The sequence below is a fragment of the Ruegeria sp. BG3 genome (genome assembly GCF_056538485.1).
Map to the genome: position 1 here is coordinate 433,505 of NZ_JBQFTE010000001.1, position 15,232 is coordinate 448,736.

General features: G+C 58.6%; 12 protein-coding genes and 1 tRNA gene. 6 read left to right on the forward strand and 7 right to left on the reverse strand.

The window, feature by feature from the left end; all coding sequences use genetic code 11:
• Positions 1–43 precede the first annotated feature (43 nt).
• The 5 genes from trpE to fabI form a co-directional block, all read right to left on the reverse strand.
• Entirely contained in the window at positions 44–1,555 is a 1,512-nt protein-coding gene (gene trpE, locus ACR0AI_RS02165; RefSeq protein WP_480671015.1) for an anthranilate synthase component I, read from the reverse strand.
• Positions 1,556–1,566: 11 nt separating this feature from the next.
• A complete protein-coding gene (locus ACR0AI_RS02170) occupies positions 1,567–3,408 on the reverse strand; it encodes a SurA N-terminal domain-containing protein (RefSeq protein WP_480671013.1) in 1,842 nt (613 codons plus the stop codon).
• Between the two features lie 68 nt (positions 3,409–3,476).
• Positions 3,477–4,652, reverse strand: a complete 1,176-nt coding sequence (locus ACR0AI_RS02175; protein ID WP_480671011.1) for an aminotransferase — start codon at positions 4,650–4,652, stop codon at positions 3,477–3,479.
• Positions 4,653–4,709: 57 nt separating this feature from the next.
• A complete protein-coding gene (gene gpt / locus ACR0AI_RS02180; protein ID WP_170458430.1) occupies positions 4,710–5,219 on the reverse strand; it encodes a xanthine phosphoribosyltransferase in 510 nt (169 codons plus the stop codon).
• 6 nt (positions 5,220–5,225) lie between these two features.
• Positions 5,226–6,032, reverse strand: coding sequence for an enoyl-ACP reductase FabI (gene fabI, locus ACR0AI_RS02185; protein WP_480671009.1), 807 nt, complete (start codon positions 6,030–6,032; stop codon positions 5,226–5,228).
• A gap of 136 nt (positions 6,033–6,168) precedes the next feature.
• On the opposite strand from fabI, the gene pdxH reads away from it, so the two are divergent.
• From pdxH to ACR0AI_RS02205, 4 genes are all read left to right on the forward strand, one after another.
• The gene (gene pdxH, locus ACR0AI_RS02190; RefSeq protein ID WP_170466798.1) at positions 6,169–6,774 is read left to right on the forward strand and encodes a pyridoxamine 5'-phosphate oxidase; all 606 of its coding nucleotides are present in this window, start codon (positions 6,169–6,171) and stop codon (positions 6,772–6,774) included.
• 121 nt (positions 6,775–6,895) lie between these two features.
• Positions 6,896–7,423: a cold-shock protein gene (locus ACR0AI_RS02195; protein WP_170373801.1), complete on the forward strand. Its 528-nt coding sequence runs from the start codon at positions 6,896–6,898 to the stop codon at positions 7,421–7,423.
• Between the two features lie 4 nt (positions 7,424–7,427).
• Positions 7,428–7,895 (forward strand): DUF192 domain-containing protein, encoded by a 468-nt coding sequence (locus tag ACR0AI_RS02200; protein WP_480671006.1) that lies wholly within the window; start codon positions 7,428–7,430, stop codon positions 7,893–7,895.
• Between the two features lie 44 nt (positions 7,896–7,939).
• Positions 7,940–8,016, forward strand: a tRNA-Pro gene (locus ACR0AI_RS02205).
• 9 nt (positions 8,017–8,025) lie between these two features.
• On the opposite strand, the gene ACR0AI_RS02210 is transcribed toward ACR0AI_RS02205, so the two are convergent.
• On the reverse strand, positions 8,026–8,460 hold the full coding sequence (locus ACR0AI_RS02210) for a hypothetical protein (protein ID WP_170641715.1): 435 nt from the start codon (positions 8,458–8,460) through the stop codon (positions 8,026–8,028).
• A gap of 507 nt (positions 8,461–8,967) precedes the next feature.
• On the opposite strand from ACR0AI_RS02210, the gene ACR0AI_RS02215 reads away from it, so the two are divergent.
• Both ACR0AI_RS02215 and ACR0AI_RS02220 read left to right on the forward strand, forming a co-directional pair.
• On the forward strand, positions 8,968–12,582 hold the full coding sequence (locus ACR0AI_RS02215; protein WP_480671004.1) for a vitamin B12-dependent ribonucleotide reductase: 3,615 nt from the start codon (positions 8,968–8,970) through the stop codon (positions 12,580–12,582).
• A 536-nt stretch (positions 12,583–13,118) separates the two neighbouring features.
• On the forward strand, positions 13,119–13,364 hold the full coding sequence (locus ACR0AI_RS02220) for an EF-hand domain-containing protein (protein WP_170638644.1): 246 nt from the start codon (positions 13,119–13,121) through the stop codon (positions 13,362–13,364).
• Between the two features lie 51 nt (positions 13,365–13,415).
• Here the strand turns inward: ACR0AI_RS02220 and ACR0AI_RS02225 are convergent, their stop codons facing one another.
• Positions 13,416–14,960: a trimethylamine methyltransferase family protein gene (locus ACR0AI_RS02225; RefSeq protein WP_480671002.1), complete on the reverse strand. Its 1,545-nt coding sequence runs from the start codon at positions 14,958–14,960 to the stop codon at positions 13,416–13,418.
• Positions 14,961–15,232 lie beyond the last annotated feature (272 nt).

Consider the following 15,232-nt stretch of genomic DNA (forward strand, 5'->3'; position numbering starts at 1 on the left):
GAAAAGAGAAGGGCGGTTGATCATGTGATCAGCCGCCCTTTCTTTATGAGTTGCGGTTGCCCGTGAACCGGGCCGCGTCCGCCGCCGCGCGTCTTATGGCGTTGGATTTATGGACCGTTTCCATATATTCGGCTTCGGGGTCGCTGTCATAGACAACGCCGCCACCGGCTTGGATATAGAGCTTTTGATCCTTCACGATGGCTGTACGCAGGGCGATACACATATCCATATCGCCGCCCGCACTGAAATAGCCAACACCGCCGCCATAAACGCCGCGTTTTTCAGGCTCCAGCTCATCAATGATCTCCATCGCGCGCACTTTGGGCGCGCCCGAGACGGTGCCCGCTGGCATCCCGGCAAAGAACGCATCCAACGCGTCTTTGTCTTCGGCCAGCTCTCCGACCACGTTGGAGACGATATGCATCACGTGGCTGTAGCGTTCGATGATGAACTCTTCGGTTGGGCGAACGGTGCCGATCTTGGCAACGCGGCCAGTGTCGTTGCGACCTAGATCCAGCAGCATCAGATGCTCGGCCAGTTCTTTTTTGTCGGCCAGCAGGTCAAGCTCGTTTGCCTTATCCTCTTCCGGAGTCGCGCCTCGCGGGCGCGTACCGGCGATCGGGCGGATCGTCACTTCGCTGCCGAAGACGCGCACCAGAATCTCGGGGCTCGCGCCCACGACCTGAAAGCCGCCGAAGTTGAAATAGAACATGAAAGGCGACGGGTTGGTGCGGCGGAGTGATCGGTAGAGCGCAAAAGGCGGCAGCGGGAAGTCCTGCGTCCAGCGTTGGGCTGGGACGACCTGAAAGATATCGCCCGCGCGGATGTACTCCTTGGCCTTTTCAACCGCCTCCACATAGCCGGATTTGGAGAAATTCGACATAGGTGGTGCGACCTCATGCGCGTCCCCCAGGTCGCGGGTCTCAGTGGGCATGGCGCGTTCCAGATCACGCACCGCGTCCATCACGCGCTCGGCTGCCTGCGCGTAGGCGGCTTTGGCCGACTGGCCTTCGGTCACCCACGCCGGGGACACGACGGTCACTTCACCCTTTACGCCGTCCAGTACCGCAATGACCGAGGGGCGCTGCATGATGGCATCCGGCAAGCCCAGCGGATCAGGGTTCACATCGGGCAGATGCTCGACCAGACGGACCATGTCATAGCCCAGATAGCCGAACAGCCCAGCCGCCGCCTGAGGCAGATCATCGGGCAGGTCGATGCGGCTTTCGGCCAGCAGCGCGCGCAGGTTATCCATCGGATTACCGTCTTGCGGCATGAAGGCTTCGCCATCGAACCGGGCCGAGCGGTTCAGCTCGGATTCCTCGCCCCGGCAGCGCCAGATCAGATCGGGTTTCATACCGATGATCGAGTAGCGCCCGCGCACCTCGCCACCGGTGACCGATTCCAGCACAAAGGCATCTTTCTGCGCCCCTGTCAGTTTCAGCATCAGCGAGACAGGTGTGTCGAGATCGGCTGCAAGGCGCGTATAGACGACCTGGTTTTCGCCCGCTTCATAAGCGCGCGAGAAGCTTTCATATTCGGGTGTCAGGGCCATTTGGGTCTCGTTCAGTAACTCGCCTGTACGGCGTTCAGGGCCTGCTGGTCGACAACCGGGCGCGCGCGGGTTTGGGCATCGCGCACATAGGCGTCAAAGATGTTCTGCGCCAGCGCCTGATTCATTTGCGCGGACAGAGCGTCGCTCAATTGACGCAGCTCATCGCTTTCGGCCGGGGGCAAAACCTCGTCCAGACGGACGATCAGGGCAGTTCCTTCGCCGCCAATGACGCGCAGGTCGCCCGGCTCCATCTCGAAGACTTCGTTCATGAAGTTTGCGGGGACGTCATCCAGAAAGGCAGTCCGCGTCAGGGCGTTTTCCACGCGGAACGGCAGATCGGTGGCAGTGAAATCGCCATCCGTTGCCAGGGTGGTGACAACAGAATTGGCCTGCTCTTGCAGTGCCTTGGCGGTTTCGGCGGCAACCCATGCAGCGGCGACGCGGTCACGGGCGCTGTCCAGAGGCTCTGGGCGCGGGGCCAGTTCCTCGTTCAGGCGCAGAGCGAAGATTGAGCCGTCTTCGAGGAAGTCGATCTCGGGGAAGTCGCCGTCGCGCACGGCCTCAGCCGCGCTGCGGAAACCGTCATATGCGGCGACTTCATCCACACTGTCGCGGGTCCAGTCGATTTGGCCCAGCTCCATATCGGTTTCCTGTGCCAGCTCTTCGAGCGTGGCGCCACCGGCGAGCATATCGTTGATGTCTTCGGATTGTGCTTCGATCAAACGACGCGCGCGGTCCGAGGCCAGTTCTTCCCGCAAAGCAGGCTCGGCATCCTCGAACGGGACGTTGTTGGCCGCCAGTGAGCCGTTGATGCGGAACAGCGCCGGGCCGAACACGGAAGGCAGAGGGCCAACGACCGAGTCCAACTCCGCGGCAAAGACCTCATCCGCGGCCTCGCCCAGATCGTCGCGGGTCACGTCGCCCAGATCAATGTCACTCAGCTCAAGCTCGCGTTCGCGCACGAGTTGCTCGAAGGTGGTGCCGCCGACCTCAAGCTGGGCTTTGGCGTTGTTCGCGGCGTCTTCATCCGGGAAGTTCAGGCGTTCGACCAAGCGGCGCTCGGGCTGCTGGTATTCATCGGCGCGCTCATCATAGAGGCGGCGCAGCGTGTCCTCATCCACTTCGACCGTATCCAGCAACATTTCCGGAGACAGGATCGCATAGGTCAGACGCTTGGTGCGGGGCAGGGTGAATTGGTCGGTGTTCTCGTCATAGTACGCTTGGATTTGCGCATCGGTCGGATCGCCAACTGAGGTTTCCAGCGCGTCCGTACCCAAAGTCGCCACGGTAAAGCTGCGGCGCGCGCCGATGTAGTTTGTCAGAGTGTTTGTGAGCGTTGATGGCATTTCGACACCGCCGATGATCGCGCCCTGTACGATGGTGCGCGAGGATTCCTTGCGCAGGTCCGATTCGAACTCGGTATCGGTCATCCCGATCTGTTCCAGCTGAAAGCGATAAGCTTCGCGATCGAACGTGCCGTTTACGCCCTGAAAGGCCGGGATCGAGACGATCTCGTCTTGCAAGTTCTCGTCGCCAATGGATAGGCCCAGTTGACCAACCTCGTTATCAAGCGCGGCCAGAGCGGTCAGGCGGGACAGGGCGAGCTGTTCCAGACCCAGTTCGCGCGCCTGAGACATCTGCAGGGCTTGGCCGGTCTGCGCCTCAACGGCGCGGATTTCGCGTTGAAGCTCGCGGACATAGGCGTCGACCGAGATACTTTCATCCCCGACCTGCGCAACCGTGCGGATGGTGCCGGTCAGGCTGGTGGCGCCAAACCCTGCGAGGCCTACGAACAGAAGGCCCATCAGAATCCAGACAAAGGTTTTCGAGATGCTGTTTTTGCCTGCGGCCATGATGCCCTCTTACTGCTTGCCCTGTTGGTTGCGGCCCTGAATACGACGGGCACCGCCGGGGGGCAAGCTTAGAAGGACAGAGCCTGCAACCGGTCGAACAATTGGACGATCCCGGCGCGGTCTAGATTGGCGAACGCGATGCGCACCTGACGTTTTCCAGCCGGGTCATGATCAGGCATGAACATGGTGCCGGGCAGCAGCAGGATACCGGCCTCAGGCACCAGTCTTTGCGCCAGCTCGTCCGACGGGAGGTCGAACGGATGTTCGAGATAGGCGAAATAGGCACCAAGACCCAGCAAGCGCCACCCTTTGGCCTCGAGCTGCGGCATGCCCTCAGCAATCGCTGCACGGCGGTCGAGGATTTCGTCCCGCTCTCCGGCAAGCCATTGCGTCAGGTTCTGCATACCCCAGAGAGCGGCAAATTGGCCGATCTGACCGGGGCAAATGGCGACGGTGTCGAGAAATTTTTCCGCTTCCGCCAGCAGGCTTGCGCTGGTTGCAACCGCGCCGACGCGATGTCCGGTCAGGCGGTAGGCTTTGGAGAAGGAATAGAGATGCACCAGCGTCTCATCCCAGCCGGGCTTTTGGAACAGGTCGTGCGGAGGGCCACTGCGGCTGTCAAAATCGCGGTAGGTTTCGTCGACCAGCAGGCGAATACCTGCTTCGCGCGCGAGATCGTAGAAGGCGCTGACCAGTTCGGCCGGGTATTCGACGCCGCCCGGGTTGTTTGGTGTCACAAGAGAAATGGCGCGGGTTTTATCGGTGATCAAAGCGCGCGCCGCTTCTGGGTCGGGGAGCAGATCGTCGCCCGTGGGCAGGTCAACGGCCCGCACTCCGGCCATGTCCAACCACATTTTATGGTTGAAATACCATGGGGTTGGGAGGATGACCTCATCCCCCTCGTCGGTGAGCGATGAAATCACAGCTGAAAATGCCTGATTGCAGCCCGACGTTATGGCGATCTGATCTGCTGAAACCTGCCCGGCATAGTGATTGCTGATTTGCGCGGCCAATTCGGCGCGCAGATCGTGATTGCCAAGCACAGGCCCGTAAAGATGAGCGCTGTCTTCGGTCACCGCGAACTCTGCGATGGCCTGCCGCATGGACAGCGGCGGCGGGTCAACTGGCGCGGCCTGGCTGACATTGATCAGGGGCCGGTCATCAGGAAACATGACACCGTCCAACCAACGACGCGCCTCCATCACTGGAGGTGGGAAGGTGGACCGGGTGCGTGTTTGGGGCATGGCAGAATCTTTGCGAGGCTCTGCCTCGCGCTCCGAGGTATTTTTGAACAGAAGAAGTTAGTCGGTGCCGCGATAGGGCTCGACATATTGCAGGGCCATATCCCAGGGGAAGAATATCCACGTGTCCTGGCTGACCTCGGTGATGAACGTGTCCACCATCGGGCGGCCCTTGGGCTTGGCATAAACGGTCGCGAAATGAGCCTTGGGGTACATCGCACGCACCAGTTCCAGCGTTTTGCCGCTATCGACCAGATCGTCGATGATCAGAACGCCTTCACCATCGCCCATCAGATCTGCATCTGGAGCCTTCAAGACTTCGGCTTCGCCTTGTTCCTGATGGTGATACGAGCGGACGCTGATTGTATCGACGGTGCGAATGTCCAGCTCACGGCTGACGATCATGGCGGGGGCCATGCCGCCGCGGGTGATCGCAACAACGGCGCGCCATGCGCCGTCATCCGGGCCTTGACCATCCAGCCGCCACGCCAGAGCGCGCGAGTCGCGGTGAATTTGATCCCAGCTGATGTGGAAGCCTTTTTCGTGGGGCAGACGGTCTTTGGCGCTCATTTTATCTTAACCCTTTTCAACGTCCGGGGCATCGACGGCTTTCATGCCTACGATGTGGTAGCCCGAGTCCACGTGCAGATTCTCACCGGTGACGCCGCTGCTGAGGTCGGACAGCAGATACAGGGCCGAGTTGCCCACGTCGTCGATCGTCACGTTGCGGCGCAGGGGCGAGTTGTATTCGTTCCACTTCATGATGTAGCGGAAATCTCCGATGCCGCTGGCGGCCAGCGTCTTGATCGGTCCGGCCGAGATCGAGTTAACGCGGATACCGTCCTTGCCCAAATCTTCGGCGAGATACTTGACCGAAGCCTCAAGCGCAGCCTTGGCGACACCCATCACGTTATAGTGGGGCATGACCTGCTCGGCACCGTAATAGGTGAGCGTAATGGCACTGCTGCCCTCGGACATCATCTTTTCGGCCCGCTGCATCACGGCGGTAAAGGAATAGACCGACACATCCATGGTCAGTTTGAAATTTGCACGGCTGGTGTCGACATAGCGACCGCGCAGTTCGTTCTTGTCCGAGAAACCGATGGCGTGGACTACGAAATCCAGCTTGCCCCATTTCTCTTCCAGTGAAGTAAACAGAGCGTCGATCGACGCCTCTTCGCTTACGTCGCAGGGCAGGACGATTTCACTGCCGAGTTGCGCCGCCAGAGGGTCGACACGTTTTTTCAGAGCATCGCCCTGATAGGAAAAAGCCAGCTCGGCCCCGGCGTTGGACAAGGCGCGGGCGATTCCCCATGCGATTGATTTGTCATTGGCCAGTCCCATGATGAGGCCGCGTTTTCCGGCCATCAACTGATTTGACATGATTGGTTCTCCGCCTGTCGTCGCGTTATGTTGCGACGGGTTTATGCCATTGACTGCCCTGCTTCAAGGCCGTGCGCTCTTGCCCGCGGCGGGTAATCGCCCTAGGCTTCGGTCAAATACTTTCCAGGGGATGGAAATGACCGAGCGTGATGGCATCTTTGCTGGCTCCGATCCGTTTGAAATAGCGGCGCGGTGGTTGGATGAGGCCGAACAGAATGAACCGAATGACCCGAACGCGATTGCTCTGGCAACCGTTGACGAGGGCGGCATGCCGAACGCGCGCATGGTTCTTTTGAAAGATATCGAGCCGGAGGCCTTTGTTTTCTATACCAACTATGAAAGTGCCAAGGCGGCCGAGTTGGATCAGGCCGAAAAAGCTGCATTTGTCATGCATTGGAAATCTTTGCGGCGTCAGATTCGCGTTCGTGGTATAGTCAGTCGGGAAAGCGGGCCCAAGGCGGATGAATATTATGCGTCACGGTCGCTGAAAAGTCGGCTGGGTGCTTGGGCGTCTAAGCAGTCACAACCCCTGAGCAGCCGGACAGCACTGATGGCCGAGGTTGCCAAGGTGACGGCAAAACTTGGATCCAATCCGCCGCGCCCTCCATTTTGGGGAGGATACCGGTTGGTTCCGACTGAAATTGAATTCTGGGCCGACGGCGCATTTCGCCTGCATGATCGGTTCAGGTGGCGGAGGGCTGATCCGAGTTCCGCTTGGGATGTGCAGAGGTTAAATCCATGACGTTCACGTATCGCGAAATGCAACAGACCGAAATCAAAGGTTTTTTTCAGCTTGAATTTGCCTGCCATTGCCATAAAAACCGAAACCTTAACGCACTACTAAATCATTCGATGGGAACACCGTGCCTGAAGACCTGAACAACATGTACCGCGTTCGTGGACACGTAAAATGGTTCGATCCCGCAAAGGGATACGGGTTCGTTGTGTCTGATGAAGGCGGCCCGGATATTCTGTTGCATGTGAACGTGTTGCGGAATTTCGGGCAGAGCTCGGTCGCCGATGGGGCAGGCATCGAGATCATGACCCATCGTACGGATCGCGGTGTTCAGGCGGTCGAAGTTGTTGCTGTCGATCCTCCGGTGCGCGCCGACTCGATGATGTTGGCCGACTTTGCCGAGCTGGATCCGGCGGCGATTGCGGCGGCGCCTTTGGAAGCTGCGCGGGTGAAATGGTTCGACAAGGGCAAGGGATTCGGATTCGCCAATGTGTTCGGTCGGGACGAGGATGTGTTTTTGCATATCGAAGTTCTCCGCCGTTCTGGCCTTGCCGATCTGCAGCCGGGCGAAGCGCTTGCCATGCGGGTGATTGATGGCAAACGGGGCCGTATGGCGGCTCAGGTCTTGGCCTGGGAAGCAGCGCTGGATCACTAACTCCATGATGCGGTTTTGGGCTTCTCTGGCAGTATGCGTGACATTTCTGGCAGAAGGCGTGGCCGCCGAATGTCGCTCTGACCGAGTAGAGTTGCGCAACGATCAGACTCATGTCCGGTTTGATGTCGAACTGGCCGTGACTGGCCCCGAGAAATCGCGCGGGCTGATGTTCCGTGAGCACTTGCCGAACCGGTCTGGCATGCTCTTCGTCTACGATCCACCGCAACAGGTGGCGTTCTGGATGAAGAACACACTGATTCCTCTGGATATGATTTTCGTGGACCAGTCGGGCGTCGTGACTCGCGTGCATCAAGGTGCGATTCCCGGTGATTTGACCCCAATTGAAGGCGGCGGCGACATCTTTGCCGTGCTTGAAATCAACGCCGGTCTATCCGCGCGTTATGGCATTCAGCGCGGCACCCAGATGCGGCACGAAATTTTTTCACAAGCGAGTGCGATTTGGCCCTGTTAGGGCTTTTCAAATCAGATCAGCATCGTTAGGAACGGCGCACGGTCCGGGGCGTGGCGCAGTCTGGTAGCGCACCTGTTTTGGGTACAGGGGGTCGTAGGTTCGAATCCTGCCGCCCCGACCACTTCTTAACTTATGTTGGTGAACCACCCATCGCTTGGTAGAGCGCGCTCAGCGCTTTATCCAGCGTTTTGCTTTCAACGGGAACTTCGACGGTCGCGCCGCTTTTCTGCGGCACTTGGAAGAACAGCCGCGCATCGACGCGGTACCCGCCAGAGGTTTTTGTTGAGGTCATGCGCATGATGCTCTGGGGCAGATCATCGGGTAAGCCATCATAGCTGAGAATCAAAAAGGCTGTGGTATCCGGTGGCAGAAACTCGCGACACTCATAAGAATTGGCGTCGATCTTCAGGAACGTCTCGCCGGGGCCTTCGCAACTGGTCTGGAAGGTTTCGAACAACCTGTCGGGGTAGTCGCTGAATTGAGCGCTACGCGACGCCGTTGGCAATTCTTGTGCTGTGCAGGCCGCGATCAGGGCGCCTATTGAGGCGAAGTGAAGCAACTTCATCGTTTTGCCTGCTCTTTGTTCAATGGGTTGACGCCAGGATATGGCCGAGAGGCCACAACGTGATTCCCTGCCAGCTTAGCCAGTACAGGAGTGGATGATCAAACCCGGATAAACATGCTGGTAAAAAAGGCAATTTCATCTGGCCGGTTCTGCGATCGGCGTCGTCTCTCCGTGGATCATTCTGTGGAGGAATCAGATCGCCGAGCACCCGACACACGGGTCAACACAAAAGATTTCAAAAATGACTTAAAAAGGTCGTTGACCTGATATGCAAAGATACGCCAGATTGTATGGGCCGAATATGACGCCACTACATCTGGTATGAAAGCCGGAGAGGGCGCAGGGCAGGGACGGAACGCACACGAGTACATTTGTGCAACCGCAGTGGCGGTATCGCGCTCATACGGGCAGCGGGCGGTCCTTTGCGTCTGTCAGGTTCGGCATCGCTGGTGGCTTTGCATTTCCCAAGCCGCGGCGAGGGTTGACGGACATTAAAAGGCGGCGGACATGAAGATTGAAAGAAAATTTACCAAATCAGGGCAGGATGCGTATGCGGACCTCGATTTCGTCTCGGCAACTTCCGAGATTCGAAACCCTGACGGCACAATTGTTTTTCGTCTGGACAATATCCAGGTCCCCTCAAGCTGGAGCCAGGTGGCCAGTGATGTCATCGCACAGAAATACTTCCGTAAGGCGGGCGTTCCCAGCAAGCTGAAGAAGGTCAAAGAAAAGGATGTACCTGAGTTCCTGTGGCGCTCGGTCCCGACTGACGATGCCGAGTTCGAAGGTGAGACGTCCTCGAAACAGGTGTTTGACCGTTTGGCAGGCGCTTGGGCCTATTGGGGTTGGAAAGGCGGCTATTTCTCAACCGAGGAAGACGCGCGCGCCTATTTTGACGAAATGCGCTACATGCTAGCGACCCAGCGCGCCGCGCCGAACTCGCCTCAGTGGTTCAACACCGGTCTGCACTGGGCTTACGGGATCGACGGCCCGGCACAGGGACATCACTATGTCGACTATAAAACCGGCAAACTGACCAAGTCGAAATCCGCTTACGAGCATCCGCAGCCGCATGCGTGCTTCATCCAGTCCGTCGATGATGATCTGGTGAACGAAGGCGGCATTATGGATCTGTGGGTGCGCGAGGCGCGCCTGTTCAAATATGGCTCTGGAACCGGCACCAATTTCAGCCATCTGCGTGCAGAAGGCGAAGCGTTGTCGGGTGGCGGCAAGTCCTCGGGCCTCATGGGCTTTCTCAAGATCGGCGACCGCGCCGCTGGCGCGATCAAATCAGGCGGGACAACCCGTCGAGCAGCAAAGATGGTAATCGTCGATGCGGATCACCCAGACATCGAGCAATTCATCGAATGGAAGGTGATCGAAGAGCAGAAGGTGGCCTCGATCGTTGCCGGATCGAAGATGCACGAGAAGATGCTGAACGGCATTTTCGAGGCCATCCGCAGTTGGGACGGTGCGCAGGACGACGCGTATGATCCCAACAAGAATGACAGTCTGAAGAAAGCGGTGCGCGAAGCGAAAAAGGTTGCGATCCCCGAGACTTACATCAAGCGCGTGTTGGATTATGCGCGACAGGGTCACGACAGCATCGAATTCCCGACCTATGACACGGACTGGGATTCGGAGGCCTATAGCTCGGTCTCGGGCCAGAACTCGAACAACTCGATCCGCGTGACCAATGCGTTCCTGACTGCCGTTGAGAAAGACGCCGATTGGGAGCTGACCAACCGTACCGACGGCAAGGTCGCCAAGACCGTAAAAGCACGTGATCTGTGGGAAAAGGTCGGCCATGCCGCTTGGGCCTGCGCCGATCCGGGCATCCAGTTCCACGATACGGTCAACGAATGGCACACATGCCCCGAAGATGGAGAAATTCGCGGCTCGAACCCGTGCTCGGAATACATGTTCCTGGATGACACGGCCTGTAACCTGGCGTCGATGAACCTGCTGACCTTCCTCAAGGATGGGGAATTCCAGGCGGCGGACTATATGCACGCCTCGCGTCTGTGGACCCTGACGCTGGAAATCTCGGTGACCATGGCGCAGTTCCCGTCAAAGGAAATTGCGAAACTCTCCTATGATTTCCGCACCTTGGGTCTGGGCTATGCCAATATCGGCGGCCTGCTGATGAACATGGGCTACAGCTATGACTCGGATGAGGGACGGGCGATCTGTGGCGCGCTGACCGCGATTATGACTGGTGTGGCTTACGCGACTTCGGCTGAGATTGCCGGAGAGTTGGGTCCGTTCAAGGGTTATGAGCGCAACGCGGACCACATGCTGCGCGTAATTCGCAACCACCGCCGTGCAGCGCAAGGCGTGACCAATGGGTATGAGAAACTGGCCGTAAAGCCGGTACCTCTGGATCACGGAAATTGCCCGGACAAGCGTCTGGTCGATCTGGCCATGTCAGCTTGGGACGAGGCGCTGAGCCTTGGTGAACAGAACGGTTACCGCAACGCGCAGGCCACTGTGATCGCGCCAACGGGCACCATCGGTCTGGTGATGGATTGTGACACCACGGGGATCGAGCCGGACTTTGCTCTGGTTAAGTTCAAGAAGCTCGCGGGTGGCGGTTACTTCAAGATAATCAACCGCTCGGTGCCGTCGGCGCTAGAGAAGCTGGGCTATTCCTCGTCTCAGATTGAAGAGATCGTGGGTTATGCGGTTGGTCACGGCACGATCGGCAACGCGCCGGGCATCAACCATACCTCGCTGACAGGCCACGGCTTTGGCCCGAATGAGCTGGCTAAGGTGGATGCCGCACTGGAAAGCGCCTTCGACATCCGGTTCGTTTTCAATCAGTGGACTCTGGGCGAGGATTTCTGCACCGGCGTGTTGGGCATCCCGGCGACCAAGCTGAACGACCCGACCTTCGACCTGCTGCGCCATCTGGGCTTTACCAAGTCCGATATCGACGCAGCCAACGATCACGTTTGCGGGACCATGACGCTGGAAGGCGCGCCGCATCTGAAAGAAGAGCACTATTCGATCTTCGACTGCGCCAACCCGTGCGGCAAGAAAGGCAAGCGTTTCCTTGGGGTTGATAGCCACATCACTATGATGGCTGCGGCGCAGAGCTTCATCTCGGGTGCGATCTCGAAGACGATCAACATGCCGAATGACGCGACCATCGAGGATTGCCAGAAGGCGTACGAACTCAGCTGGTCGCTGGGTGTGAAGGCGAACGCGCTCTATCGTGATGGCTCGAAACTGTCGCAGCCTTTGGCCGCAGCGCTGGTTGAGGATGACGATGAGGCGGCAGAAGTTCTGGAAAGTGGCTCGACGCAGGAAAAAGCTGTCGTTCTGGCCGAAAAGGTGATCGAGAAGGTTGTGGTCAAGGAAATGATCCGCAGCCATCGCGAGAAACTGCCGCATCGCCGTAAGGGCTATACCCAGAAAGCAATCGTAGGCGGCCACAAGGTCTATCTGCGGACCGGTGAGTTCGAAGACGGCAAGCTGGGCGAGATCTTCATCGACATGCACAAGGAAGGCGCGGGCTTCCGGGCGATGATGAACAACTTTGCCATCGCGGTCTCGGTCGGCCTGCAATATGGCGTGCCGCTTGAGGAATTCGTTGACGCCTTCACCTTCACCAAGTTCGAACCGGCTGGAATGGTGCAGGGCAATGACTCGATCAAGAACGCGACGTCGATACTCGACTACATCTTCCGCGAATTGGCCGTGTCCTATCTGGACCGTACCGATCTGGCCCATGTGAAACCCGAAGGAGCGAGCTTTGATGATCTGGGTCGCGGTGAGGAAGAAGGTGTCTCGAATGTCTCCGAGATCAGTGACACTGCGGCGTCCAAGTCCTTGGAAGTGCTGAAGCAAATCAGTTCGACAGGCTATCTGCGGAAACGTCTGCCGCAGGATCTGGCGATGTTCAACCCGCAAGCCGAACTCAACGGTATGTCCGAACCGGCAGCCGCGTTTGAAGCGTCGACGGAAACGGCCGTGGCGACCGGCATGGATGCACGGACCAAAGCCAAAATGCAGGGCTATGAGGGAGATCCCTGCGGCGAATGCGGAAACTACACGCTGGTGCGAAACGGCACCTGCATGAAGTGCAACACCTGCGGCGCGACAAGCGGGTGTAGCTGAGTTTAGCGCCCCGGCAACCCGGGGTGCAGGGGTCGGTCGCTGCCTTATGTACCGGCCCCGACGAATACGGAGCATGGCGCTGAGACTTACCATCAAAGCAATGTTCCACTCGGCCGACATGCCCGTGTTGGCCGGGAACAGGGTGGGGCGGAATATTGCTCCCTCCCACTCTTTCACGGGGCGGGTGCGCTCGCCCCATGCGCAGTCCAGGCCGCAGGCAAAAAAACACCGGGCGGTCAACGAAATGAGCCTGGAAGGCGAAACTGACAGGGGGCTTCGGCCCCCTTTCTTTTTGTCCAACGACCGGCCGCTAAGCTGAGTTTTGCCAGATCAACTCAAAACCGTCGGGCAAGTTCTGCCGAGGCGCGATGGGGGATTTTTGCCCGGCAACAAGCCGCAGAGGCGACTCGGTCAAACACGCGGAGATTGGCGCGAAGTGGCCTCGATCTCGCTATGCGGGTGACGCTGGCCCAATCCTCAGGTTTCTTGCGCTCGTCCGGACGCAAAATCCAAATATTCACTCAGGAGGCAAACTTATGACACCGAAATATCTGACCGCTCTCGCGGCTGTAGCACTCGCACTGCCCACTCTGGCCACTGCGCAATCGGCAGCCGACGCAAATGGAGATGGCGTGTTGACCATCGAAGAGGTTCAAGCTGTCGTGCCCGAGGTTAACGCCGACACGTTCTCGGCCATGGATGCAAATGGGGATGGCGCATTGGACGCGGATGAAATCGCCATTGCACAAGAAGCTGGTCTGCTTCCCCCAAGCAACGGCTGATTGCTGAGATATTTTAGCGGCCCGAGTAAAATCGGGCCGCTTTTCATCGCCTTACAACGGTAAGTGGATGTTAAACTTGGCGCGAATTTCCGCGTCGAGCAGAGGGTCGAAATTCGCTGCAGACGGGCTGGAGAGGATTTCGTTTTTGCGTGTAATGGCCTTTTCGATCAGATCAGGCTTGTCCAATTCAGCCCATTCCTTGGGTGAGGTGCGGTCGCCGAAGGTTGGATACACATAATCCGCCTGCATCCGGCTGAGCGTCGCATCCGTGCCGAGATAGTGGCCGGGCCCGCCCATGCAAACCTCGGCGATTTGATCCAGCGCCAGGGTTTCGTCCGACACCTCAATTCCACGCACGCAGCGTTGTGCCTGTCCGATCAGGTCATCGCCCAGGATCAGGCTCTCAAGGCAGAACCCGAGAAGGGACGCGTGCATACCGGCAGCCTCGTAGATCATGTTGGCGCCAGACAGGCCGGTCATGACGTTCGAACACATCTGCTCCCATCCGGCTTGCATGTCGGGCAGTTTCGAATCCGACGCTCCGGCAGCGGTTCCACCCGGAAGGTTGTAGAAATTATGCATCTGAGCGCATCCCGCGCTCAGAAGCGCCTGTTCGCCCGATCCCACGGACATCGCCCCGGTGCGCAGGTCCAAACCGAAGGGCCATGTGCCAAACACGGCGGGCGCGCCAGGCACCACGGCGTTTACATAGACCAGACCGGCTAGGCATTCTGCGGTCGCTTGAGTGATGGCGCCAGCGATGGTCGACGGTGCGGTTGCGCCGGCCATGCCAGCAGACAGCAACAGGACCGGCATTCCCGCTTTGATGACCGCTTCCATGACTTCACAGCTTTCGGTTGCAAATTTCATAGGTGGCACAACAAAGCAGTTCGAGTTCGAGATAAACGGACGTTCGCGCCATTTATCCTCGCCGCCGGCGATCATGTGGATCATCTCCATCGCCGGGGCGACGTGGCTGGGTTCGGTAAAGGAGGTGCCGATATGTTTGAAGGTACCGGCGCATGCCGCGTAGATCGTGTTCAGATCCATCTCGAGGTTGTCGGCGATGTCACGACACACCATGGGGCGCTGAACGAAGTGGATATTGTCGAGCTGCTCGCAGATGCGAGAAGCGTCGTGCAGGTCCTGCACGGTCGAGTCGCGGTAATTCCGCCCATTCACGTCGACCATGCTGACCGCGGCACCTGCCGTGCCGTAGTGAACCTTTGTCCCGCTCAGCTCCAGATCCGTCTTGCCGTTTCGACTATACAGAGTGACCGAGCGGTTTGCCTTTGCGATCGTGTCCTCGACCAATGCCCGAGGGAAACGAATGCGCCCATCGTCACCCAGAGTGCAGCCAGCGCCCACCAGATAGTCGATCCCGCTTTGCGGAGCGTCCGCCAGCCCGATAGTTTCCAGAGCCTGAAGCGCCGCTTCGTGAATACGCTCCATCTGCGCTTGGGTCAGAGGCTTGTAGGTGCCGCCCTCCATCCCCGGGCGGACCGGGCGCAGGTGGTCGGGCAGGGCCGCGGCACGGGCGGCACGACGCGCTGCGCGTCCGCCAGTTCTTGCAGAGCTGCGAGTTTGTTCGTTCATTGTGGGTATCCGATTATTCAGGTGATTGAGATTGCGATCAAAATCAGACCTGTGCTGGGCGTCCCCGCGCCGCACGCCCACGATCCGCGCCAATCGTGCGGCTGATCAGACGTATTTTCCAAATTTCGTTGTGCATTCAGTTCCTCGGACTTGCAGCCCTATCCTGAGCAGCGGTAGATTTAAGTCTGTTCCGTTTGCGACCTCACTGTCAATTATGTTGCTTTCTCGGTCACATGACGTTTGCCCATTGTCTTTTCCACAGGACTGCTTTT